The 22,618-nt window shown below is 73.9% G+C and carries 21 protein-coding genes and 1 pseudogene; 10 read left to right on the plus strand and 12 right to left on the minus strand.

Going from position 1 to position 22,618, the window contains the following annotated elements; all coding sequences use genetic code 11:
• Positions 1-291: 291 nt before the first annotated feature.
• From CCN56_RS26940 to CCN56_RS26950, 3 genes and pseudogenes are all read right to left on the minus strand, one after another.
• Positions 292-713, minus strand: a pseudogene (locus CCN56_RS26940) (TerD family protein).
• 151 nt (positions 714-864) lie between these two features.
• On the minus strand, positions 865-3,000 hold the full coding sequence (uvrB, locus tag CCN56_RS26945; RefSeq protein ID WP_086830560.1) for an excinuclease ABC subunit UvrB: 2,136 nt from the start codon (positions 2,998-3,000) through the stop codon (positions 865-867).
• Positions 3,001-3,071: 71 nt separating this feature from the next.
• Positions 3,072-3,980 (minus strand): MHYT domain-containing protein, encoded by a 909-nt coding sequence (locus tag CCN56_RS26950; RefSeq protein ID WP_086830561.1) that lies wholly within the window; start codon positions 3,978-3,980, stop codon positions 3,072-3,074.
• A gap of 256 nt (positions 3,981-4,236) precedes the next feature.
• Here CCN56_RS26950 and CCN56_RS26955 point away from each other — a divergent pair, with 256 nt between their 5' ends.
• Complete coding sequence (locus tag CCN56_RS26955; RefSeq protein WP_041128675.1) at positions 4,237-4,773, plus strand: methylated-DNA--[protein]-cysteine S-methyltransferase; 537 nt, start codon at positions 4,237-4,239, stop codon at positions 4,771-4,773.
• A gap of 67 nt (positions 4,774-4,840) precedes the next feature.
• Positions 4,841-6,124 carry an MFS transporter gene (locus tag CCN56_RS26960; protein ID WP_086830562.1) on the plus strand — a complete coding sequence of 428 codons (1,284 nt, stop codon included), beginning with the start codon at positions 4,841-4,843 and terminating at the stop codon, positions 6,122-6,124.
• A gap of 60 nt (positions 6,125-6,184) precedes the next feature.
• Here CCN56_RS26960 and CCN56_RS26965 read toward each other — a convergent pair whose 3' ends face one another.
• From CCN56_RS26965 to CCN56_RS26980, 4 genes are all read right to left on the minus strand, one after another.
• A complete protein-coding gene (locus CCN56_RS26965; RefSeq protein ID WP_086830563.1) occupies positions 6,185-7,165 on the minus strand; it encodes a hypothetical protein in 981 nt (326 codons plus the stop codon).
• A complete protein-coding gene (locus CCN56_RS26970) occupies positions 7,162-8,424 on the minus strand; it encodes an MFS transporter (protein WP_086830564.1) in 1,263 nt (420 codons plus the stop codon). The genes CCN56_RS26965 and CCN56_RS26970 overlap by 4 nt, the downstream gene beginning before the upstream one ends.
• Positions 8,424-9,764 (minus strand): discoidin domain-containing protein, encoded by a 1,341-nt coding sequence (locus CCN56_RS26975; protein WP_086830565.1) that lies wholly within the window; start codon positions 9,762-9,764, stop codon positions 8,424-8,426. The genes CCN56_RS26970 and CCN56_RS26975 overlap by 1 nt, the downstream gene beginning before the upstream one ends.
• 316 nt (positions 9,765-10,080) lie before the next feature.
• Positions 10,081-10,437 (minus strand): cupin domain-containing protein, encoded by a 357-nt coding sequence (locus CCN56_RS26980; RefSeq protein ID WP_041128679.1) that lies wholly within the window; start codon positions 10,435-10,437, stop codon positions 10,081-10,083.
• Between the two features lie 274 nt (positions 10,438-10,711).
• Here CCN56_RS26980 and CCN56_RS26985 point away from each other — a divergent pair, with 274 nt between their 5' ends.
• Positions 10,712-11,704 (plus strand): pseudouridine-5'-phosphate glycosidase, encoded by a 993-nt coding sequence (locus tag CCN56_RS26985; RefSeq protein ID WP_256962169.1) that lies wholly within the window; start codon positions 10,712-10,714, stop codon positions 11,702-11,704.
• On the plus strand, positions 11,701-12,612 hold the full coding sequence (locus CCN56_RS26990; RefSeq protein ID WP_086830566.1) for a carbohydrate kinase family protein: 912 nt from the start codon (positions 11,701-11,703) through the stop codon (positions 12,610-12,612). The genes CCN56_RS26985 and CCN56_RS26990 overlap by 4 nt, the downstream gene beginning before the upstream one ends.
• 33 nt (positions 12,613-12,645) lie before the next feature.
• On the opposite strand, the gene CCN56_RS26995 is transcribed toward CCN56_RS26990, so the two are convergent.
• On the minus strand, positions 12,646-13,281 hold the full coding sequence (locus tag CCN56_RS26995) for a uridine kinase (protein ID WP_086830567.1): 636 nt from the start codon (positions 13,279-13,281) through the stop codon (positions 12,646-12,648).
• A gap of 116 nt (positions 13,282-13,397) precedes the next feature.
• Between CCN56_RS26995 and CCN56_RS27000 the strand changes: the two genes are divergently transcribed.
• The 3 genes from CCN56_RS27000 to CCN56_RS27010 are packed head-to-tail and all read left to right on the plus strand — an operon-like array spanning position 13,398 to position 14,998.
• On the plus strand, positions 13,398-13,814 hold the full coding sequence (locus CCN56_RS27000) for a VOC family protein (RefSeq protein WP_179199995.1): 417 nt from the start codon (positions 13,398-13,400) through the stop codon (positions 13,812-13,814).
• Between the two features lie 54 nt (positions 13,815-13,868).
• Complete coding sequence (locus CCN56_RS27005) at positions 13,869-14,621, plus strand: SDR family NAD(P)-dependent oxidoreductase (protein ID WP_086830568.1); 753 nt, start codon at positions 13,869-13,871, stop codon at positions 14,619-14,621.
• Between the two features lie 26 nt (positions 14,622-14,647).
• Positions 14,648-14,998 (plus strand): MerR family transcriptional regulator, encoded by a 351-nt coding sequence (locus CCN56_RS27010; protein ID WP_179199996.1) that lies wholly within the window; start codon positions 14,648-14,650, stop codon positions 14,996-14,998.
• A 125-nt stretch (positions 14,999-15,123) separates the two neighbouring features.
• On the opposite strand, the gene CCN56_RS27015 is transcribed toward CCN56_RS27010, so the two are convergent.
• Positions 15,124-15,753, minus strand: coding sequence for a helix-turn-helix domain-containing protein (locus tag CCN56_RS27015; RefSeq protein ID WP_086830570.1), 630 nt, complete (start codon positions 15,751-15,753; stop codon positions 15,124-15,126).
• A 90-nt stretch (positions 15,754-15,843) separates the two neighbouring features.
• Here CCN56_RS27015 and CCN56_RS27020 point away from each other — a divergent pair, with 90 nt between their 5' ends.
• From CCN56_RS27020 to CCN56_RS27030, 3 genes are all read left to right on the plus strand, one after another.
• On the plus strand, positions 15,844-17,055 hold the full coding sequence (locus CCN56_RS27020) for a pyridoxal phosphate-dependent aminotransferase (protein WP_086830571.1): 1,212 nt from the start codon (positions 15,844-15,846) through the stop codon (positions 17,053-17,055).
• Positions 17,056-17,124: 69 nt separating this feature from the next.
• Complete coding sequence (locus CCN56_RS27025; protein WP_086830572.1) at positions 17,125-17,583, plus strand: hypothetical protein; 459 nt, start codon at positions 17,125-17,127, stop codon at positions 17,581-17,583.
• Between the two features lie 13 nt (positions 17,584-17,596).
• The gene (locus CCN56_RS27030; protein WP_086830573.1) at positions 17,597-18,286 is read left to right on the plus strand and encodes a DUF2293 domain-containing protein; all 690 of its coding nucleotides are present in this window, start codon (positions 17,597-17,599) and stop codon (positions 18,284-18,286) included.
• Positions 18,287-18,333: 47 nt separating this feature from the next.
• Here the strand turns inward: CCN56_RS27030 and CCN56_RS45635 are convergent, their stop codons facing one another.
• The 3 genes from CCN56_RS45635 to CCN56_RS27045 form a co-directional block, all read right to left on the minus strand.
• On the minus strand, positions 18,334-19,137 hold the full coding sequence (locus CCN56_RS45635) for a chaplin (protein WP_086830574.1): 804 nt from the start codon (positions 19,135-19,137) through the stop codon (positions 18,334-18,336).
• 168 nt (positions 19,138-19,305) lie between these two features.
• Positions 19,306-20,586: an SWIM zinc finger family protein gene (locus CCN56_RS27040; RefSeq protein ID WP_086830575.1), complete on the minus strand. Its 1,281-nt coding sequence runs from the start codon at positions 20,584-20,586 to the stop codon at positions 19,306-19,308.
• A partial coding sequence (locus CCN56_RS27045; protein WP_086830576.1) for a DEAD/DEAH box helicase occupies positions 20,583-22,618 on the minus strand: 2,036 nt, incomplete at its 5' end. The genes CCN56_RS27045 and CCN56_RS27040, both read right to left, overlap by 4 nt.

The following is a 22,618-nucleotide window of genomic DNA, read 5'->3' on the forward strand; positions in this document are numbered from 1 at the left end:
GAACAGGGCCGGGTCGCGGGCGCGCCGGGGTGGGCGATCCACTCCGCGCCCGCGACCCGGCCCTGTTCGTCGCCGAGGGCGGCTCCGGCGAGGACGGGATGACCGGCCGACACCCGGATCTCCAGTCGGGTCTCGGGCAGGGGGTGGTTCTGCCCCCGGACCAGCTCGGCCGTCATCGTCTCTGTCCCCTCGGCGTTCTCACAGGCAGCGTTCTACAGGTGCGGATCATGCGGGACAGCTCCCGGTGGCCTGGTGCCTCCGGGAGCTGTGGGTGTGCCGTGCCGGGCCCGTCTACAGGTGCGGCAGGATCGCCGGCATCAGGTCCTGGAAGGTGCGGCCGTTGGCCGGGTTGCCCAGGGCCGTCATCTGCCAGCCGGAGCCGACCCGGTGCACCTTCGCCATGATCTGCGCGGTGTAGTTGCCGCCGCCGTCGANNCGTCGCCGCCCTGGCCCGCGCCGCCCACCAGGTTGTCGCCGGTGTGCTTGACCGAGCCGTCGTCGCTGACCAGGTGGCGGAAGAAGACCACGTCGACCGGCTGCTTCTCGGCGAAGAGCACGGCCGAGGCGTCCAGATCGATCTCCCGGGTGCGCGAGCCGAAGAGACCGCGGCGCGGCGCCGCCTGCCAGCCGAGCCCCATCCGCACCTGGCTGAGGCTGCCCCCGCCCCGCTTCTCCAGGCTGATGGCCTGGCCCTTGGTCATGTTGACCGACACGCGTTGCCCCTCTCGTTAAGCGTTCCCCGCGCCCGCTGTCCGGTGCGTGCGGTTGTCGAGCACCCTACGCAGCGGCACCGACAGCGCGGAGGCACGGTCCGGTTTTGTGTCGGTCTTGCAACACAGCGAACCGCCCTCCGCCCTCGTCCGATCAGGCGAGCCCCGCCTCCTTCATCTGGCGCAACTCCTTCTTCAGCTCCCCCACTTCGTCGCGGAGTCGGGCCGCCACCTCGAACTGCAGCTCGGCCGCCGCGGCGCGCATCCGGTCGGTCATCTCCTCGATGATCGCGGCCAGTTCGGTGGCGGGCCGGTCGCCGAGCTCGACGGTGGAGCCTGCCTTGCCCTTGCCCCTGGCCGTGGGGCCGTGCGCGGCGAGCGAGGGCACGGGGGCCTTCGCGCCCTTGCCCTCCTTCGGCTGCCGGTAGCCGGTGCCGAGCAGTTCCTCGGTGTCGAGCTCCTCGCGCGCGATGGTCGCGACGATGTCGTTGATCTTCTTGCGGAGCGGCTGCGGGTCGATGCCGCGCTCCGTGTTGTACGCGATCTGCTTCTCGCGGCGCCGGTTGGTCTCCTCGATGGCCTGCTCCATCGCCGGGGTGATCCGGTCCGCGTACATGTGGACCTGTCCCGACACGTTGCGCGCGGCGCGGCCGATCGTCTGGATGAGGGAGGTCCCGGAGCGCAGGAAGCCCTGCTTGTCGGCGTCGAGGATGGCGACGAGGGACACCTCGGGCAGGTCGAGGCCCTCCCGGAGGAGGTTGATGCCGACGAGGACGTCGTACTCGCCGGCGCGCAGCTCGCGGAGGAGTTCGATGCGGCGCAGGGTGTCGACGTCGCTGTGCAGGTAGCGCACCTGGATGCCGAGCTCCAGGAAGTAGTCGGTGAGGTCCTCGGCCATCTTCTTGGTGAGGGTGGTGACGAGGACCCGCTCGTCGCGCTCGGCGCGCAGCCGGATCTCGTGGACCAGGTCGTCGATCTGGCCCTCGGTGGGCTTGACGACGACCTCGGGGTCGACGAGCCCGGTGGGGCGGATGATCTGCTCGACGAAGCCGTCGCCGCGCGAGAGTTCGTACGTCCCGGGGGTCGCGGAGAGGTAGACGGTCTGGCCGATCCGCTCCTGGAACTCCTCCCACTTCAGCGGGCGGTTGTCGAGGGCGGACGGGAGCCGGAAGCCGTGGTCGACCAGGGTCCGCTTGCGGGAGGCGTCGCCCTCGTACATGGCGCCGATCTGCGGCACGGTGACGTGCGACTCGTCGATGACGAGGAGGAAGTCCTCGGGGAAGTAGTCGAGGAGGGTGTTGGGCGCGGAGCCGGGCTCGCGGCCGTCGAAGTGCATCGAGTAGTTCTCGATGCCGGAGCAGGAGCCGATCTGCCGCATCATCTCGATGTCGTACGTGGTGCGCATGCGCAGGCGCTGGGACTCCAGGTGCTTGCCCTGCTTGTCGAGCTCGGCGAGGCGGCCCTCCAGCTCCCGCTCGATGTCGTTGACGGCCCGCTCCATGCGCTCGGGGCCCGCGACGTAGTGGCTGGCGGGGAAGACGTACAGCTCGCGGTCCTCGCTGATGACCTCGCCGGTGAGCGGGTGGAGGGTGGAGAGGGCCTCGATCTCGTCGCCGAACATCTCGATGCGGACGGCGAGCTCCTCGTACACCGGGAAGATCTCGATGGTGTCGCCGCGCACCCGGAAGGTGCCGCGGGTGAACGCCAGGTCGTTCCGGGTGTACTGGATGTCGACGAAGCGGCGCAGCAGCTGGTCGCGGTCGATCTCCTCGCCGACCTTGAGCGGGACCATCCGGTCCACGTACTCCTGGGGGGTGCCGAGGCCGTAGATGCAGGAGACGGAGGCGACCACGACGACGTCCCTGCGGGTGAGCAGGGAGTTCGTCGCGGAGTGGCGGAGCCGCTCCACCTCCTCGTTGATCGAGGAGTCCTTCTCGATGTAGGTGTCCGACTGCGGGACGTACGCCTCGGGCTGGTAGTAGTCGTAGTACGAGACGAAGTACTCCACCGCGTTGTTCGGCAGGAGCTCGCGGAACTCGTTCGCCAGCTGGGCGGCCAGCGTCTTGTTCGGCGCCATCACCAGGGTGGGGCGCTGGAGCCTCTCGATCATCCACGCGGTGGTCGCCGACTTGCCGGTGCCGGTGGCGCCGAGGAGCACGACGTCCTTCTCGCCCGCGCGGATGCGCCGCTCGAGGTCGGCGATGGCGGTCGGCTGGTCGCCGCTGGGCTTGTACTCGCTGACGACCTCGAAGGGCGCCACCGAACGTTCGATCTTGGAAACGGGCCGCATGCAACCACCGTACGACCCGCCACTGACACTCGGGCGGTGATCGGTTCACCGCCCGGTCGCCGGGTGTCCCGTCACCAGTCCTGGGAGCGGTGTCCGCCGCGCGCGACGCTCCTGCGGGCGGCCCGTCCGGCGGGGCGGCCCGCGGGGCGGGCGCTCCAGTTGGCCGGCTCGCCGTAGGACGGCACATGGCGCGGGGCGGGCACGCCGGGGCGGTGCGGGGTCCGGGCGGGACGCTGCCAGTCCGGGTCGCCCATCACGAGCAGCGGGTCGAACATGACGACGACGGCGGCCAGGATCAGGAAGACCGCGGGGCCGATCAGCATGGGCAGCAGGAGCGAGGTGGCACTGTCGCCGGTCCCGGTGCGCGCCTCGGTGCCGTGCAGGTGGACGCTGACGGCGGCCATGGCGGTGTAGTGCATACCACTCACGGCTCCGCCCATCACCAGGCTCGCGCCGAGACTGGCCAGAAATCCATGTACGGAGACGGCCGCCCAGAGGGCCGCGGTGGCGGCCACGACGGCGATGACCACGGAGAGGGCGACGGTGAGCGTGTCGTACTCGATCCGGCCCTGCAGGCGCATCCCGGCCATGCCGAGGTAGTGCATGGTGGCGACGCCGAGGCCGGTGATGGTGCCGCCGGTGACCAGGGTCAGGGCGGTCGCCCCCCGGTAGCCGACGATGAAGATGCCGATGCCGACCATGAGGACGGCGACGCCCAGGCTGGCGAAGGTGATGGGCCGGTCGTACTCGATGGGCGCCTGCTCGACGGAGAAGCCCATCATGGCGATGAAGTGCATCGTCCAGATGCCGGTGCCGATCGAGGTGGCGCCGAGGGCGAGCCATCCCGCTTTGAAGGTGTCGTGGTGGCGGAGCGATCTGGTGGTGCACCTCAGACCGAGGGCGCCGCCGAGGCAGGCCATGAGAAAGGCGGCCACCGGCGTGATGAGCCCGTAGCTGAATCCGTCGACCGTGCCCTGCATGAGCGTGTGTCCTCCACCCCTGGCGCAACGTCGTCCGAAAACAGTCGGTACCGCTGGGTAGTACTACCGGGGCGAGATTATGGCGCGCCGGGGGCCCGGCGACCATGTGACCGGGGAATTTCCGTTCGCGAGACCGGAGCGAGACCGGTCCGTGATCTCCGTGACGGTCGCGTCCCCGATCGTGACCTCGTCGCCCGGCCAGGCGCCGTTGCCCGATCGGGACCCGTTGTCGGTGGCGGGTCGTACCGTGGGCGGCATGGACATCGACACGGTGGAGTGGACGGTCGTGGAGAGTGCCATCGGGCCGCTCCTCCTCGCCGCGACCGGGCGGGGGCTCGTCCAGGTCGGGTTCCACGCCGACGCGGCGCGCCGGGAGCGGATGCTCGACCGGCTGGCGGGTCGGCTCGGCGCGGAGCCGGTGGAGCGCGCCTCGGGGCGGCTCGCGGAGGCGATACGCCTGCTCGACCGGTACTTCGCGGGCGAGGCGCTCGATTTCGACCTGCCGCTGGACTGGAGCCTGACGACCGGCTTCAACCGGCAGGTGCTGCGCGAGCTGGCGGCGGGCGTCCCGTACGGCACGGTCGTCGGGTACGGGGAGCTGGCGAGGCGCGTCGGGCAGCCGGGCGCGGCGCAGGCGGTGGGAGCGGCGATGGGTGCCAACCCACTGCCGGTGGTGGTGCCGTGCCACCGGGTGGTGGAGAGCGACGGCGGTCTCGGCGGCTTCGGGGGCGGTCTGGAGACGAAGAGACAGCTGCTGGCCCTGGAGGGCGTGCTGCCCGCGCCGCTGTTCTGAGCACCGGAGGCCGTCGAGGAAGGAGGGGGCGTTCCCATCGGATGGGACGGCTGGCAGACTCACGTAAGTGACTCAAACCCCCAGTGCCCCTGACGCCATCGTGTCCGAGGGCATATCCGCCCCCGCCGGACTGCCGGCGCTCCGACGGCGCGTGCAGGCCGTGCTGATCGCCACCCAGATCCTGGGAGGCCTCGGCATCGCCATCGGCGTCGCCCTCGCCGCCGTCCTGGCCAGGGACGTGAGCGGCACCGAGGCGCTGTCCGGTCTGGCGTCGACCGCGACGGTGGCCGGTCCCGCGCTGCTGGCCATGCCACTGGCCGCGCTGATGGCGTCCCGGGGGCGCCGGGCGGGACTCGTCCTCGCGTATCTGCTCGGGGCGCTCGGCGCCGGTGTGGTGGTGCTCGGGGCGGTCGTCGAAAGCTTCCCCGTGCTGCTCGTCGGGCTCGTCGGCTTCGGCGCCGGCTCCTCGGCGAACCTGGCGGCCCGCTTCGCCGCCGCCGATCTCGCCGAACCGGACCACCGGGCCCGGGCCATCTCCACGGTGGTGTGGGCGACCACGATCGGGGCGGTCCTCGGCCCGAACGTCGCCGCGCCCGCCGGGAAGAGCGTCTCCGGCCTGGGGATACCGGCCACGGCCGGTCCGTTCGTCTGGGCCGCCGGTGTCTTCGTGGTCTCGGCCCTCGTGGTGGCCGTGCTGTTGCGCCCGGACCCGCTGCTCACCGCCCGCGCGCTGTCGGCCGCCGGGCCGGGCGAGGCGGCGGAGGGCCGCTCGCTGCGGGCCGGGATGCGGGCGGTACGGGAGTCGCCGAGGGCCCGGCTCGCCCTGGTCACCGTCGCCGGCTCGCACACCGCCATGGTGTCGATCATGTCGATGACGCCGGTGGCGCTCACCCACCACGGCGCGGACATCCAGCTGATCGGCCTCGTGATCAGCGGGCACATCGCGGGCATGTACGCCTTCTCGCCGGTGATGGGCTGGCTGTCCGACCGGCTCGGCCGGCTGTCGGTGATCGGGCTCGCGGTCGGTCTCATCGGTACGGCGGCGCTCGTCGCGGGCACGGCGGGACCGTCCCACGGCCGGACCGCCCTGGGCCTCTTCCTCCTCGGTCTGGGCTGGTCGGCGGGGCTCGTGTCCGGTTCCGCGCTGCTCACCGACTCGGTGCCGCAGGCGGCGCGGGCCGCCGTCCAGGGGCTCTCCGACTTCGTCATGAACACCGCCGCCGGGCTCGGCGGCCTCGTGGCGGGCCTGATCGTCTCGCAGGCGGGTTACGGACCGCTGAACGCGATCGCCGCGTGCCTGCTGCTGCCGATGGCGGCGCTCGCGCTGCGGGGCGCCCTCCGCAAGGCCTGATCGACAAGACGCCGCGGGGCCGCCCATCAGCCGCGTCAACAACGCTGCGGGTCAATGCACCTAGCCCGGCACCGCCGGGGAGGAGGCACCCGCGGCCAGCTGCCGTGGGGTGCCCGTGCCGTCGGCGGGGACCGACCAGACCGCTCCCCCGTATCCGTACGCGAGGGTCTCCTCGTCCGTCCACAGCGCCTGGTCGTCGATGCCGCGCCGCTCGGCGACGGGGTGCTCGCGTCCGGTGCGCAGCTCGTACACGTACAGCCGCCACGGCTCTCGCGGGCCGGCGGACACCCGCTTCTTGAAGGCGATCCGGGTCCCGTCCGGGGAGAGCGAGGGGCATTCGACGTTCTCCCGCAGGGCCCGGGCCGACCAGTTCCGCATGTCGCCCTCGACGAGGTGGGTGCGGCCGCCCGTCGAGACGGTGGCGTAGAAGCGGTTGTCGTCGGCGGCGAAGGTGACGCCCCAGTAGTTGACGTCGGGGGCGTGGTGGCGGCGGCCGTCGAGGGTGAGCGGGATCTGCTCGATGTTCTTCACCAGGTAGCCCGTGCGCAGGTCGAGGATCGAGGTGCGGGTGGCGAAGGCCGAGCGCGCGTACGAATCGCCGATGGCGAACGTCGTCCAGGACAGCATGCGCCCCGAGGCGGAGACCCTGGCCCGGCTGGGGATGCCCGGCAGGGCGATGCGGCGGACCTCGCGGAGCCCCCGGTCGAGCACGAGGACGTACGAGCGGGCCGGTACGCCCGGCCGCCGCTGGAGGCAGAGGGCGGTGGGACCGGCCGCGTGGAAGCGGTCGCAAGAAGGGCCGCCCGCCACCCGGCCGCCGGGCGCGGCCGGGTCCACGCGCGCGACGCGCCCGCTCGCGGTGTCCCGGACGTAGAGCGCCCCGGCACCCCCGTCGAGGGTGAAGCCGGGGTCGGCGGTCCCGGTGGCGGCGGCCCGTCCGGAGGCGGCTCGCAGGGTGTAGGCGGTGGCGCCGCCACCGAGCAGCAGGAGGGCGAGGACGAGGATCGCCGCACGCGCGCGCGTGGAGGCGGTGGTGTTCATGTCGTGCTCCCTTCGGGGATCGGCCCGGACGGCAGCAGCCGGGCGGCGCAGCACAGGGCCGCCGCGAGGGCCAGGAGCGCGGCCACGAGGGCCGTCTCCGGTCCGCTCGCCGTCCAGACGGCACCGAAGGAGACGGCGGCACCGAGCCGGGCGAGCGCCTGCGCGGTCTGGACGACCGCGAGGCCGCCGGCCTGCCGGCCCTCGGTGAGGAAGGGCCCGGTGAGGGCCATCAGGACTCCGTCGGTGGCGGCGTAGAAGACTCCGAGCAGGACGAGGACGCCCACGAGGGCCGCTGCTTCGGGCACGGGGGCGAGGAGCAGCCCGTAGGCGAGGAGCAGGGCCCCGTGCCCGTACAGGAGCGGCCCGCGGCGCCCGAGGCGGTCGGCGAGGCGGCCGGCCGGGACGGCGAGCAGCAGATAGACGCCGGCCGCGCCGAGCGGCAGGAACGGGAACCAGGCGGCGTCGAGGTCGAGGCGCTGCTGGAGCAGCAGGTAGAGGAAGGAGTCGCCGACGGTGGCGGTGCCGAGGAGGGCGGCGCAGAGCACGATCCTGCGGTACGCGGGCGAGCGTCGCAGGGCCGTGAGGAGCCCGCCACGCGCGCGTGGGACCGCCGTCGCCCTCGGCGGCTCGCCCCGCTGCCGCCCGGGGACGAAGAGCAGCCAGAGCAGGACGCCGAACGCGCCGACGCAGAAGCTGACGGCGAAGACCGCCTCGTACGTCTCGGCCGTCGCCCACAACAGCGCGAAGGCGGCGAGCGGCCCGAGGAGGGCGCCGGTGGTGTCCATGGCGCGGTGGACGCCGAAGGCGCGGCCCAGGTCCTCGGGCGGGCTGTGCAGGGTGATGAGAGCGTCGCGCGGGGCGGTGCGGACGCCCTTGCCCAGCTTGTCTGCGGCGAGCGCCCCGGCGATCCCGCCGGTCGCCCCGCCCGCGAGGAGGAGGCCGAGCCGGGAGCAGGCGGAGAGGGCGTAGCCGAGTCCGCCGATCTGTTTGTGGCGGCCGCCGCGGTCGGCGCCGGCGCCGCCGAGGAGCCGTACGAGCGCGGTGGCGCCGGTGGAGAGGCCGTCGAGGAGCCCGAACTGGAGCGGGGACAGGCCGAGTCCGAGGACCAGGTAGAGCGGCAGGACGGCGGTCACCATCTCCGAGGAGACGTCGGTGACGAGGCTGACCGCGCCGAGGGCGAGGACGGTGCCGGGGACGCGCCGCCTGGTCCCGGTGGGACGGGGCGGCGCGTCGCGGCGACCGGTGGTCGCGAGGTACATCAGTGGCAGGTGTAGGTCGGGCCGGAGTCCTTGACCTGGTCGTCGGTGCCGACGTACTGCCAGGTGTAGGTGGTGTCGGTGAGGGCCAGCTTCAGGACGCCGTACGTTCCGCTGATCCGCTTCTGGCTGTTCGGCTGGACGGTCTCGATGGGATAGGGCTCGGCGCCGCCCATGCCGCCGACGATCTCGACGATGCCGTCGGCGGTGGCCCGCCCGTTCGGGTCCTGCGGGGCGAAGCGCTCGTAGTGGTGGTCGTGTCCGTTGAGGACGAGGTCCGCCCCGGCCGCGTAGAGGATCTGCCAGACGGGCTTGGAGACGGGGTCGTTGCCGTGGCCGCCGGAGGAGTACAGCGGGTGGTGGAAGTAGGCGGCGACGCAGCCCCTGGTGTTGCGCGCGAGGTCGTCCTTGAGCCACTGGATCTGCGTGGCGTCGTCGAAGGTGTTGGAGTCGAGGGCGACGAAGTGCCAGTTGCCCTGGTCGTAGCTGTAGTACGGCTTGCCCTGCGGGTAGGCGATGGCGCCGAAGTACGACTTGTAGCCGGAGAACGCGCCGGCCGGGTCGTAGGACTCGTGGTTGCCGGGCACGGGCCGCGTCTTCGTCTTGAAGGCGCCCCAGGTCTTGTCGTAGTAGTTCTGGAAGTCCGAGAGACGGGCGTCGTCGTACTGGTTGTCACCCATCGTCAGGTAGAAGGACGGCGCGATGCGCTGGGCCAGGGCGGCCGTCTTCGGATGGGCGCAGGAGCTGCTGGAGGCGGTGCACCGGGCGGCGATGTCGCCGGCCGCGACGACGGTGAAGGCGCCGGTGGGCGGGGGCGTGGTGGAGGTGGTGCCGTAGACCTCCACCGTCCAGAGCGAGTAGCCGTACGAGGTGCCGCGTGCGGTCCCGTAGACGCGGAGGTAGCGGCCGGTGCCGGTGAGTCCGGTCCAGTCGTCGGTGGCGCCGTTGCCCGCGGTCTCGGTGGCGAGGCGGGTCCAGGTGGTGCCGTCGGCGGAGATCTCGACGCGGTAGGCCTTGGCGTAGGCGGCCTCCCAGACGAGCTTGACGCGGGAGACGGTGGCCGAGGGGCCGAGGTCGACCTTGATCCACTGGGGGTCGACGCCTTCGGCGCTGGCCCAGCGGGTGGTGGAGTCGCCGTCGAAGGCCTTCTCCGGGCCGAAGGTGCTGTCCTCGACGGAGGAGGAGGTGGCCGGCCTGCCCTGGGAGATCAGGGTGTCGGCGGCGGCTCCGGCGCGGTCCGGGAGGGCGAGCAGGAGTCCGCCGACGAGCAGCAGCACGGCGGCGAGGACGAGGGGCAGTCGGTCGGTGGTGCGGCGAGGTGGGGCGGAGGCGAACAGACGCATACCCGGGCTCCCTGGCCTGAGGGGTCGGCGAGAGCTGGACACCGGTGCGGGGCACCACGACCGCGCCGGGCGGCGCGGACCGGGTCGCCCGTGCCGTGTGGTGCGGGCACGGGCGACCGGCCGGGTGGCGATTCGGGGCGCCACGCGGTGGGGTGGTGCTCGGCGGCCGGGTCAGAGCTCTCGCTGAGCGCGTCACGCCCCCGGGATGGGGCTTGGGGTGGGGCGCCGCGCCGAGCCGCTGCCCGGGAGGATAGCGGACAGGAAGGTTTCCTACCAGACTCTCGACTCCCCGTCCCCTGCCCCGACTTGAGGGGCCTCAGAGGCTGATGTGGTACGCCTTGCGCAGGGTCTCGTGGACGGTCCAGGTCGTCCGGTCGCCCTCCCGCAGTACAGCCACGTCACCGGGGCCGATCTCCAGGGTGTCACCGCCTTCGACGGCGACGGTCGCGCGCCCGGAGACCACCACGAAGAGCTCGTTGGCCTCGGTGTCGGTGACGACGCCGGGCGTGATCTGCCAGATGCCGCGCAGCTGCTTGCCGTCGGCCGACTCCCACAGCACCTTGCCCGTCACCTCGGGCGTGCCGGAGACGATCTGGCCGGGGTCGAGGGGCTCGGCTTCGAGCTCCGCGTCGGGGATGTGCACGGCGAAGGAGGGGAGGTCATGAGTGGTCATGGGCGGTGACTGTAGCGGGGGTCCGGGAGTGCTCGGAGGCCGGGACCGGATGGAAGAACAGCCTCCGTTTCGGCCCCCACCAGGCGCGATACGGAGGACGCACGACGGCGACGAAATCCGCACCGGCCCTCCGGCGCGGCGCCCCAAGGGCGTCGCCGCCGTCCTCGCCGCCCCGGCCCGGCGGCCCGTCACGGATTCCGCAGACGTCTCCCGGGTGTGGCAGGAGGTCGCCAAGGAGGTTTGCGGGGCCGGTGGGCGCGCCAAGGAATGGGACATGTCCACACAGGTGTCCGAAGAGGTACGGGAGGCGCTCCACGAGGGCCGGCCCGTCGTCGCGCTGGAATCGACGCTCATCGCCCACGGTCTGCCGCGCCCGCGCAACCTCGCCGTGGCGGCGGAGCTGGAGGAGTCGGTACGGGCCGGGGGCGCCGTCCCCGCCACGATCGCGGTCGTCGACGGCACGGCCAGGATCGGCCTCGACCGGGCGGCCCTGACCCGGATCGCCGAGGACCCCTCGGTGCGGAAGCTGGGCCACCGCGACCTGGCCCCGGCCCTGGCAACCGGGGCGACGGGGGCGACGACGGTCTCGGCGACGGCCTGGCTCGCGGACGCGGCCGGCATACGGGTGTTCGCGACGGGCGGGCTCGGCGGCGTGCACCGGGAGTGGAGCGAGACGCAGGACGAGTCCGCCGACCTGCGGCTGCTCGCCCGGGTCGGGATCACGGTGGTGTGCGCCGGGGTCAAGTCGATCCTCGACGTGCCCGCGACGCTCCAGCGCCTGGAGACCCTGGGCGTGACGGTCGTCGGCTACGGCACGGAGCGCTTCCCCGGCTTCTACCTCTCCTCCTCGGGCGAACCCGTCGACTGGACCCTGCGCACCCCGGAGGAGGTGGCGGGGGTGATACGGGCGCAGGACGCGCTGACCGGCCCCCGGTCCGCGCTCGTCGTGGCCAACCCGGTGCCGGAAGCCGAGCAGCTGGATCCCGCGCTGCACGACCGGGTGCTCGCGCGGGGCCTCGCGGCGGCGAAGGAGAAGGGGATCACCGGCCAGGCGGTGACGCCGTTCCTCCTCGAATACCTGATGGTGCACACGGAAGGGGCGTCCCTGGAGGCCAACCTCGCGGCGGTACGGGGCAATGTGCGGCTCGCGGCGCGCATCGCGGGAGCGTACGCGTCGGGGACGGCGCACCGATCGGAGGATCGCGGCTCGGCGGCGCACGCCCCGGAGGCGCACGGCTCGGCGGCGACCGGCGCCGACGGCCGGTGACCGGGGGCGCGCTGCTCGTCGTCGGGGACGTGGTCACGGACGTCGTCGCCCGGCACCGGACCCCGCTCGCTCCCGCCACGGACACGGCGGCGGAGATCAGGACCCTCCCGGGCGGCGCCGGGGCCAACGCGGCCTGCTGGGCGGTGCGTTCCGGCTGCGACGAGGTGCGGCTGCTCGGCCGGGTGGGGACGGACGCGGCCGACTGGCACGAGCGGGCGCTGCGGAGGGCGGGCGTGCGCCCCCTGCTCGTGCCGGACGCGGACGCGGCGACGGCCACCGTGATCGCGCTCGTGGACGGCTCGGCGGAGCGCACCTTCCTGACCGACAGCGGCGCCGCGCTGCGCCTCTCCCCCGCCGACTGGTCGGCCGGACTGCTCGACGGCGTGGCCCGGCTGCACCTCTCGGGGTACCTGTTCTTCGCCGCGCCGAGCCGCGAGACGGCCTGCCGGGCGCTGCGGGACGCGCGGGAGGCCGGGGTCCCGGTGAGTGTGGACCCGGCGTCGGCGGGGTTCCTGGCGGAGCTGGGCGCGAACCGGTTCCTCGCGGCGGCGGAGGGCGCCGAGACGCTGCTGCCCAACGCGGACGAGGCCCGGTCGCTCACCGGCCGCGACGAACCGGAGTCGGCGGCCGCGGAGTTGAGCCGGCGCTTCCCGCTGGTCGTGGTCACGCTCGGGGCGGCGGGCGCGCTGGTCGCCGAGGGCGGCGCGGTCACCGCGCGGGTGGCGGCGCCCCCGGTGCGGCCGGTGGACTCGACGGGCGCGGGCGACGCGTTCACGGGGGCGTTCCTGGCCGCGCGGCTCGCGGGCGCGGACCCGGTGCGGGCCGCGGCGGAGGGCTGCCGCGCGGGCGCGGAGGCGGTCACCACGGTGGGCGGCAGACCCCCGGCCGGCCCGACCGGCCCGGCCTGATCGGCCTGATCGGCCTGATCGGCGGGAAACCCCCTACGTCCGCAGACCCGTCCAGGCCGGGTGGCGCGGGTCGTCGGCCCGTACGACGGCGTCCGCCGCGTCGGTGGGGCCGACCTCCATCTCGTACCGGGCGAAGGCGGGCAGGGTCCAGGACTCCTCCGTGCGCCGGGCGAGGGCGCCGGGCGAGAGGCGCAGGTGCACGGTGAGGTCGAAGGGGAACCAGTGGCCGAGCAGGAAGGGCCCGTGCAGCACGAGCACCCCGCGCGGCGGCAGCGTGACGTACGGGCTGCGGGTGGCGCGGTCCGTGACCGGGTCCCAGAGGTCGGGCAGCACGCGCCCGGTGCCTCCGGGGTCCAGCGGCCCGAAGACCTCCCGCCACAGGGCCCCGGTGTCGGTCCACCCGCTGTAGTACGCGTCGGGGTCCTGCTTCCCGTACTCGTACCGGAGGGAAGCGGGTCGCAGGAAGCCGCCGGTGCTCACGACCTGGACCGCCCGCCCGCGCGTGCGCAGCGCTTCGGCGAGGAGCCCGGCGAGTTCGCCGCCGGGCGCGGCGGGCGGGCCGTCGATGCCCACCTTGAGCCAGTCGTCGCCCGCGGCGGCGGGGGACGCGTCGAGGTGACCGGCGAGCGTCTCCGCCAGCCGGTCCCAGGTGATCGCCTCGTATCGCATGCCGCCCATCCTGCCTGCCACACCCGCCCCTGAGGTGTACCGGCCGACGTCTTCGGCCGTACGGTGACCTGGCCGCGCGACCGCTCGGCAGCCACGGAGGAGAGGACCGGTCCCCCATGAGCCGGCGTCAGGAAGCACTGCCGTACGAGACCACGGGGGCGACGACGCCCTTCGGCCTCGGGCTGCACCATGTGCAGCTCTCGCTGCCGCCGGGCGAGGAGGAGGTGTGCCGCCGGTTCTACGTGGACGTGCTCGGCATGACCGAGATCCGCAAGCCCCCGGTCCTCGCGGCGCGCGGCGGGCTGTGGGTGCGCTCGGACGCGCTGGAGATCCACCTGGGCGTCGAGGAGGACTTCCGGCCGGCCCGCAAGGGCCACCCGGGCATCCTGGTCGCCGACCTCGACGGCCTGGCCGAGCGGCTGACCGGCCTCGGCACCGAGGTGACGTGGGACGACGACTTCCCGGGCCACCGCCGCTTCTACGTCGCCGACTGCCACGGGAACCGGCTCGAATTCCTCTGCCCCGGGAAGTGACCCTGCGGGGTCGGCTTGACCTTGTCACTGGCGTCAGGGTTCGACCATCGGGCCATGGACACCACCACACCCACCAGGGTCGTCGTCGTCACCGGCGCGGGCACCGGCATCGGCCGGGCCACCGCGCGCTCCTTCGCCGGACAGGGGGCGACGGTCGTCGCCGTCGGCCGCAGGACGGAGCCGCTGCGGGAGACCGCCGAGGGGCACCCGGGCATCCACCCGTTCACCGCCGACGTCACGGCGGAGGGCGCGGCCGAGGAGATCGTCCGCGCCGCGCTGACGGACCACGGCCGGCTCGACGTCCTCGTCAACAACGCCGGGATCTCCGCCGGCGGCCCGCTCGGCACCCTCGACCGTTCCGTGATCACCCCGCTCCTGGAGACGAACCTCGTCGCCCCGGTCCTGCTCACGCAGGCGGCCGTCCCCGCGCTCCGGGAGTCCCGGGGCGTCGTGGTGAACGTGACGACGACGATCGGTCAGCGCGGCTGGCCCGCCAACTCCTTCTATCCGGCGACCAAGAGCGCCCTGGAGACCCTGACCCGCTGCTGGGCGGTGGAGCTCGCGCCGGCCGGCGTCCGGGTCGTGGCGGTCGCGCCCGGTGCGATCGAGACCCCGATCGCGGACCACATGGGCCTCACCCCCGAGCAGCGGAAGGCGGTGCGGGAGTGGCAGCTCGCGCACACCCCGCTGGGGCGGGTCGGCAGGCCGGAGGAGGTCGCCTGGGCGATCACCTCGCTCGCCGCCCCGGACGCCGCCTTCCTGACCGGCACCGTCCTGCCCGTCGACGGGGGCGCGCTGGTCTCGTGATACGACTGCGCGAGGAGGTGGCGTCCTTGCGCATCGGTGAACTGGCCCGGCGGACCGGGGTGTCGGCCCGCGCCCTGCGGCACTACGAGCAGGCGGGGCTCATCGCGTCGGACCGCGCGGCCAACGGGTACCGGGTGTACGAGGAGGTCACCGTCGCGCGGGTGTCGAACATCCGGTACCTGCTGGACGCGGGGTTCACGCTGGACGACGTGGCCGCGTTCCGCACCTGTCTGGACGGGGACATCTCGGCGGCCCCGCCGTCCGCCCGCGCCCTGGAGATCGCCCGCGAGCGCCTCGCCGTGATCGACGCGCGCATCGCGGCGCAGACGGCGGCCCGCGACCGGCTGGCCAAGGCGCTGGCCGCGCAGTCCTCCTGAGCTCGACCCCTCGTCGTGCGGTCCTGGATCCGGGCCGACACGAGGGTCTGCGCGACGGCCCGGGCGACGCCCGACACGACAGCCGACACGACAGCCGACGCAACGGCCTGCGCGGCGACCTCGGCTCAGGCCGGCGCCCCTGCCCGCACCGGTCGTTCGAGCGCCGCCCGTCCCGACTCGACCGCCTCCCCGAGCGTGAGCTCGCCCGCCGCGAGGGCCCGGCAGGTCGCCGCGTCGGTCCGCAGCCGGGCGTCCGGGGCCTCCACCCCTCCGTCCCCGTAGGCCACGCTCCCGTCGGCCTCGATCCGTACGTGGAACTCGCCCTCGTCGAGGGTCACTTGGACGGTCCCCGCGCCGAGCTCGGCCAGCGCCCCGAGGAGCGGGATCGCGTACCAGTGGGCGCGGACGGCGTCGGTGGGCCGGGGCTCCCCGAGGTCGGGTGCGCCCCAGGCGGCGAGGGTGCGCAGGACGGGCAGCAGCTCACGTCCGCGCGGGGTGAGTTCGTACACGTACGCCGAGGCGGGCGGGGGCAGTCGGCGCCGGGTGACCAGCTCGGCGCCCTCCATGTCCTTGAGGCGGCCGGCGAGCATGTCGGTGCTGACGCCGGGCAGGTCGGCGTGCAGGTCGGTGTAGCGGCGCGGCCCGGCGAGGAGTTCGCGGACGACGAGCAGGGTCCAGCGGTCGCCGACGAGGTCGAGGGCGCGCGCGGCGGCGCAGTGCTGGTCATAGCTGCGGCGGCGTGGCTGACGTGGCATGCGACGCAGTCTAGACATGTTGTTGGACTTTCCAAGCTCGAACTTGGTAAAACCAAGCAACACTGATTCCGGGGACCTGGGAGGTCGGACATGGAGTTCCGGCAGTCGAGCAAGCTGAACGAGGTCTGCTACGAGATCCGCGGCCCGGTCATCGAGCACGCCAACGCGCTCGAGGAGGCGGGCCACAGCGTCCTGCGCCTCAACACCGGCAACCCGGCGCTCTTCGGCTTCGAGGCGCCCGAGGAGATCGTCCAGGACATGATCCGGATGCTCCCCAAGGCCCACGGCTACACCGACTCGCGCGGCATCCTCTCCGCCCGGCGCGCGGTCGCCCAGCGCTACCAGTCCATGGGCCTGCCGGACGTGGACGTCGACGACATCTTCCTCGGCAACGGCGTGTCCGAGCTGATCTCGATGGCCGTGCAAGCCCTCCTGGAGGACGGCGACGAGGTCCTCGTACCCGCCCCGGACTACCCGCTGTGGACGGCCGTGGTCACGCTCGCGGGCGGCCGGCCCGTGCACTACCTGTGCGACGAGTCCGCCGACTGGTACCCGGACCTCGACGACATGGCGTCGAAGATCACCGACCGCACCAAGGCCATCGTCGTCATCAACCCGAACAACCCCACGGGCGCCGTCTACCCGAAGGAGGTCCTGGAGGGCATCTTCGAACTCGCCCGCCGCCACGGCCTGATGGTCTTCGCCGACGAGATCTACGACCAGATCGTCTACGACGAGGTCGTCCACCACCCGGCCGCCTCCCTCGCCCCCGACCTGGTGGTCCTCACCTTCGGCGGGCTCTCCAAGACGTACCGGGTCGCGGGCTTCCGCTCCGGCTGGCTGGTCGTCACCGGCCCCAGGCAGCAGGCGAAGAACTACCTGGAGGGTCTCACCATGCTGGCCTCCATGCGACTCTGCCCCAACGCCCCCGCCCAGTACGCCATCCAGGCCGCGCTCGGCGGCCGGCAGTCCATCCACGAGCTCACCGCCCCGGGCGGCAGGCTGCGCGAACAGCGCGACCGGGCCTGGGAGAAGCTCAACGAGATCCCGGGCGTCTCCTGCGTGAAGCCGAAGGGCGCCCTGTACGCCTTCCCGCGCCTCGACCCCGCCGTGCACAGGATCCACGACGACGAGAAGTTCGTCCTCGACCTGCTCCTGCGGGAGAAGATCCAGGTCGTGCAGGGCACCGGCTTCAACTGGCCGCGCCCTGACCACTTCCGCATCCTGACCCTGCCGTACGCCGACGACCTCGACGCCGCGATCAGCCGCATCGGCCGCTTCCTGAGCGGCTACCGGCAGTGACGTCCGACCCCCTCGGCTGTCATGATCTAGGGGTCTGAAGGCCGAGGGAAATGGGGAGGGCGACCGGTCATGGATGCGGCGCTGATAGCCGTGGCGGGAACCCTGTTGGGCGTCGTCTTCACGCACTGGTTCCAGGGGCGGGCCACCGAGCGCACGGCCGCGCTCGCCCGCACCGAACAGCTCCGGCAGGAACGGATCGCGACCTACAGCGCCTTCGCGGGCGCGGTCGTCGACTACCGGCACAGCCAGAACGACCGCTGGTTCCGGGCGCGCCGGCAGCCCGGTTCGGAGGAGGCGGAGGAGTCCCGGCACGCCTCCTACCGGCAGCGCACCGCCGCCCGGCAGGCCCTCTTCCGCGTCCAGCTGGTGTGCGACGACCCGGAGGTCCGCCGCCTCGCCGAGGCGGCCTTCGTGGACTCACACTGCATGCACGAGGCGGTCGACGAGACGGACCGCGCCCGCCGCTCCGAACAGGCGAAGGAGGCGCTCGCCCTGTTCATCGCCGCCGCCGCGCCCGGCATCCGCTGATCGGAGACCGGCCGTGGACCTCGTCGCACCCGTCGTCGTCGAACCGCTCAAGCGCCGCCGCTGCTCGGAATGCCACCGGGGTCCGCTGGAGCGGATGATCGTCGAGTTCAACGCGCCGGTCTGCCTGGACTGCGCCGATCTCGGCCATCTGGTCTTCCTGCGCCGGGGCGACACGGCGCTCACCCGCCGCGCCCGCGAGGCCAGCACGCTCTGGGCCGTGGTCGTACGGCACAACCGGCGCCGTACCCGGTACGAGCGCCAGGGCCTGCTCGTCGAGGAGGCCGCCCTCGCCGAGGCCGAGCGGGCCTGCCTGGCGGACGCGGACGCGCGGGCCGCGCGGCGGGCCCGGGACGCGGTGCGGCGCGCGGCCCTGGACGCCGAGATCACCGAGGTCCTCCGGACGGAGATCCTGCGGCTCTTCCCGTCCATCCCGGTGGACCGGGCCACGGAGATCGCCGTCCACGCCTCGGCGAAGGGCAGCGGACGGGTGGGGCGCACGGCCGCGGGCCGCTCGCTCGACCGCGGCGCGGTCACCGCCGCGGTACGAGCCTCCGTACGGCATGTCGACACGCCGTACGACTCCCTGCTGATGCAAGGGGTTCCCCGGCACCAGGCCCGGACGAGGATCGCACCCTCCATCGAGGCGGTGCTCCGGACCTGGCGTCAGGGCGGCGGGGCCGCGAGCGGCCTGGAGCACGGCTGACGGCTCGGGCGTCAGCCCGTGTCGGCCGGGCCGCGAGGGGCCGACCCTCAGGCCTGGTCGCCGGCGCGGCGTGCGCGGCGGTACAGCAGGGCGCCGCCGAGGAGCAGCGCGGCGCTCGCGGGAGCGGCGTAGCCCAGGGCGTCCGAACCCGTGGCGGCCAGCGAGGCCGTGCTCGTCTCGCCCAGCGGCACGGGGGCCGGGGCGACCGGGGCGGCCGGGGTCACGGACTCGGCGTGCGGCGCCGGCACGTTCCGCACGGGGGTCTGCGGGCGCGGCGTCGGCGTCTCGATCGGCTGCTCGGGCTTCGCGGGGCCGTTGACCGAGGTGTTGCCGAAGACCGGGTTGCCGATGCCGACCACGTTGGCCGAGTTCCCGCTGACGTTCACGGGCAGGTCGACGGGCAGTTGGAGGCCGTTCCCGGAGAGCACGCCCGGGGATCCCTCGGCGCGGGTCTCGGCGGTGGAACCGCCGCCGTTGGAGGAGCCGCCCCCGTGGGAGCCGCCGGTCCGGGAGCCGCCGGCCTGCTCCCCGCCGCGCGGGGTGCCGGGCAGGTCCTTGTGGGAGCCGCTGCCGCCCTCGTCCCCGTAGCCCCCGGCCTCGGGCGCGGCGGAACGGTTGGCACAGCCGTTTCCGAAGGCCGGGTTGAGCAGCCCGACGACGTTGACCGTGTTGCCGCAGACGTTGACCGGCACGTGCACCGGCAGCTGGAGCGTGTTGCCGGAGCCGACTCCCGGTGAACCGACCGCGGCGCCCTGGGCGCCGGCGTCGGCGTGCGCGGCGCCCGCCGAGAGGGCGAGCGCTCCGCCCGTGACCAACAGTGTGGCCAGACCACTTCGGCGAATCTGCCTCATGGCTTCCTGCCTTCCGGAGGTGTACACGGGCAAGTGCCCGTACCGGAATCAACGCGACAAACGTGGGTGCCGGATCCAGCCGTTGACGGGTTTCACTCCATCGAGTGGGGCTCCGTTCGGGTGTCGGGTCAACACCGGTCGACGTCTGTCCGTATCCCCCGACCCCCGTCAGCGGCCCAGGAGATCAGTGAGGGCGCCGACCGGATCCGGGTCGGGGGCGCCGCGCGGCCACCAGTCCTCACGGCCGGCGTCCGACTCGTACCCGTACCAGAGGCCGTCCCGGCCGAGCCGGAGCTGGAGGGACTCCCCGGAGAGCCTGTTGCGCCAGGGGCGGAAGGCGGGGAAGTCGGCGGCGAGCAGCGCGGGTCTCGCCCGGTCGAACGGCCCGGCCGGCGGGTCCCAGGGCTCTTCGAGGACGGCGAGGCCGGCGGCGCCGCCCTGGCGCCAGGCGGCGACGGCGCGGGCGAGGTCCGTGGGCGTGCGGTCGAGGGCGTGCGCCAGGTCGCGGTAGAGCGCACGGGAGGAGGCGGTGAGTCCGGACCCGGGGTGCGCGGCGGCCAGCCGGACCGCGTCCTGCCAGGGGCTGAGCGCGGCGACCGGGTCGTGGCCGGTGGCGAGGAAGGTGTGGGCGCGGGCGGCGGCCTCGGTGGCGAGGAGGTCGAGGGCGAGCGGATCGGGGGCTGCCGGGTCCGGCGGGAAGACGGCCGGCCGACCGGGCCGGTCCGGGACCGGCAGCTCGGGCGGCAGCGGCGGGAGCCCGGCCCCGGCGGCCGCGTCGAGCGCGATCCGGGCGGGGACCGTGGGCATCGGCGGGGCGGCCGCGCCCGTCTCGGCGGCGCCCTGGGCGGCGTTGCGCCGGGTGAGTTCGGCGAGCAGCTCCTGCTCGCCTCGGCCGCGCATCAGGAAGAGGACGAACGGGTCCTCGTCGAGGAGCCGGGCGGCCTGGTAGCAGAGGGCGGCGGCGTGCTTGCAGGGATAACCGTCGTCCGGGCAGGAGCAGTCGGGCACGAGGTCGCCGGGCGCGGGCAGCAGGCCGGTGACCGCCTCAAGGGCGTGCGGCACGTCCTTGTCGAGGAGGGCGGCGATGTGGTCGGGGCGGGCGGCGGCCTCGTCGAGGAAGCGCTCCCAGCCGTCGTCGCCGAGGGTCCGCATCCTGATCTCGGTGCGGTACGGGCGGGGCCGGGTGCCGTGGACGTAGGCGACGACCCGGCCGGGGGTGACCGTGATCGCGTCGACGTGGCCGCGCCCCGCGTACGCCTTGCCGCGCGCGAGCCGGGCCGGGTCGAGGGCGGCGTCCTCCAGGGCCGCGACCCAGGCGTTCCCCCACCAGGTGGCGGCGAACCGGCCGTCGGGGGCCGAGCGCGGCGCGACCTGCGGGAAGCTGCGGCGACGGTCGTCGTGGCGGGGGGCGGCGCCCCGAGCGCCCCGCGCGCCCCGGGCGTGGTTCACGAGGGCCTCCTCAGGGACACCAGGTCGGCGAGCTCCCGGTCGGTGAGTTCGGTGAGGGCGGCCTCGCCGGAGCCGAGGACGGCATCGGCCAGGGCCCGCTTGGTGCGGAGCATCTCGGCGATGCGGTCCTCGACGGTGCCCTCGGCGACGAGCCGGTGGACCTGCACCGGCTGGGTCTGCCCGATGCGGTAGGCCCGGTCGGTGGCCTGCTCCTCGACGGCCGGGTTCCACCAGCGGTCGTAGTGGACGACATGGCCGGCCCGGGTGAGGTTGAGGCCGGTGCCCGCGGCCTTGAGGGAGAGCAGGAAGACGGGGACCTCACCGGCCTGGAAGCGGTCGACCATCCGCTCCCGCTCGGCCACCGGGGTGCCGCCGTGCAGGAGTTGGGCCGGGATGCCGCGCGCGGCCAGGTGGTCGGCGAGGAGCCGCGCCATCGACACGTACTGGGTGAAGACGAGGACGGACCCGTCCTCGGCGAGGATCGTGTCGAGGAGCTCGTCGAGCAGGGCGAGCTTTCCGGAGCGGCCGGCGAGGCGTCCGGTGCCGCTGCCGCGCGGCACCTGCTCCTTGAGGTACTGCGCGGGGTGGTTGCAGATCTGCTTGAGGGAGGTCAGCAGGCTCATGACGAGGCCGCGGCGGGCCATGCCCTCGGCGCCCTCGATCCGCGCCATGGTCTCGCGGACCACCGCCTCGTAGAGCGAGGCCTGTTCCCTGGTGAGCGCGACGGGATGGTCGGACTCCGTCTTGGGCGGGAGTTCGGGGACGATGCCGGGGTCGGACTTGCGGCGGCGCAGCAGGAAGGGCCGCACGAGCCGGGCGAGCCGCTCGACGGCCTCCTCGTGCTCGATCTCCTCGTGGTTCTCCACGGCCCGGGCGTGGCGGGAGCGGAAGGCCTTGAGCGGGCCGAGGAGGCCGGGGGTGGTCCAGTCGAGGAGCGCCCAGAGCTCGGAGAGGTTGTTCTCCACGGGGGTGCCGGTGAGGGCGACCCTGGCGGGCGCGGGGATCTCGCGGAGCGCCTTGGCGGTCGCGGAGAACGGGTTCTTGACGTGCTGCGCCTCGTCGGCGACGACCATCCCCCATTCCCGCTCGGCCAGTCGGGCGGCGCTGGTGCGCAGGGTGCCGTAGGTGGTGAGGACGAAACCGCCCTCGGTGCCGCCGAGGTCCCGGTCGGCGCCGTGGAAGCGCCGGACGGGCACGTCGGGGGCGAACTTCCGCACCTCCCGCTGCCAGTTGCCGAGGAGGGAGGCCGGGCAGACGACGAGGGTCGGGGCGCGGCGGGCGCGGCGCAGGTGGAGCGCGATGAGGGTGACGGTCTTGCCGAGGCCCATGTCGTCGGCGAGGCAGCCGCCGAGGCCGAGCGAGGTCATCAGGTCGAGCCAGGCGAGGCCGCGGAGCTGGTAGTCGCGCAGGGTGGCGGTGAGGCCGGTCGGGGCCTGCACGTCCTCGGGGCCGGCCAGGAGCCGGTCGCGGAGCGCGGCGAGCGCGCCGACGGGGACGGCGGGGACGGACTCGCCGTCCACCTCGGCGGTGCCGGTGAGCGCGGCGGCGAGGGCGTCGACCGGTTCGAGCAGGCCGAGTTCGCGCTTGCGCGCCTTGCGGACGAGGGCGGGGTCGACGACGACCCACTGGTCGCGGAGGCGCACGATGGGCCGGTGGGCCTCGGCGAGGAGGTCCATCTCGCGCTCGGTGAGCGGATCGCCGTCGAGGGCCAGCTGCCAGTTGAACCGCAGGAGCTCCTCGCTGTCGAAGAAGGAGGTGCCGTCGGTGGCGGAGCCGGGCGCGGCGTGGGCGGGGCGGACGACGGCGGAGGCGCTGAGCGAGCGGGCGAGCTCGCGCGGCCAGTGGAGGGCGACCCCGGCGTCGGCGAGCCGGGCCGCGGCGGGGCCGAGCAGTTCGTACAGCTCGTCCTCGGTGACGGCGAGGACGTCGGGCACGTCCCGCTCCAGGAGCCGGGAGAGCGGGGGCCAGACGCGGGCGGCCCGGCGCAGGGCGAGGACGGCGTCGATCCGGGCGCGGGGCCCGAAGTGCTCAC

It is taken from the genome of Streptomyces sp. NRRL B-24572, from assembly GCF_002156145.1.
Lineage (GTDB): Bacteria > Actinomycetota > Actinomycetes > Streptomycetales > Streptomycetaceae > Streptomyces > Streptomyces vietnamensis.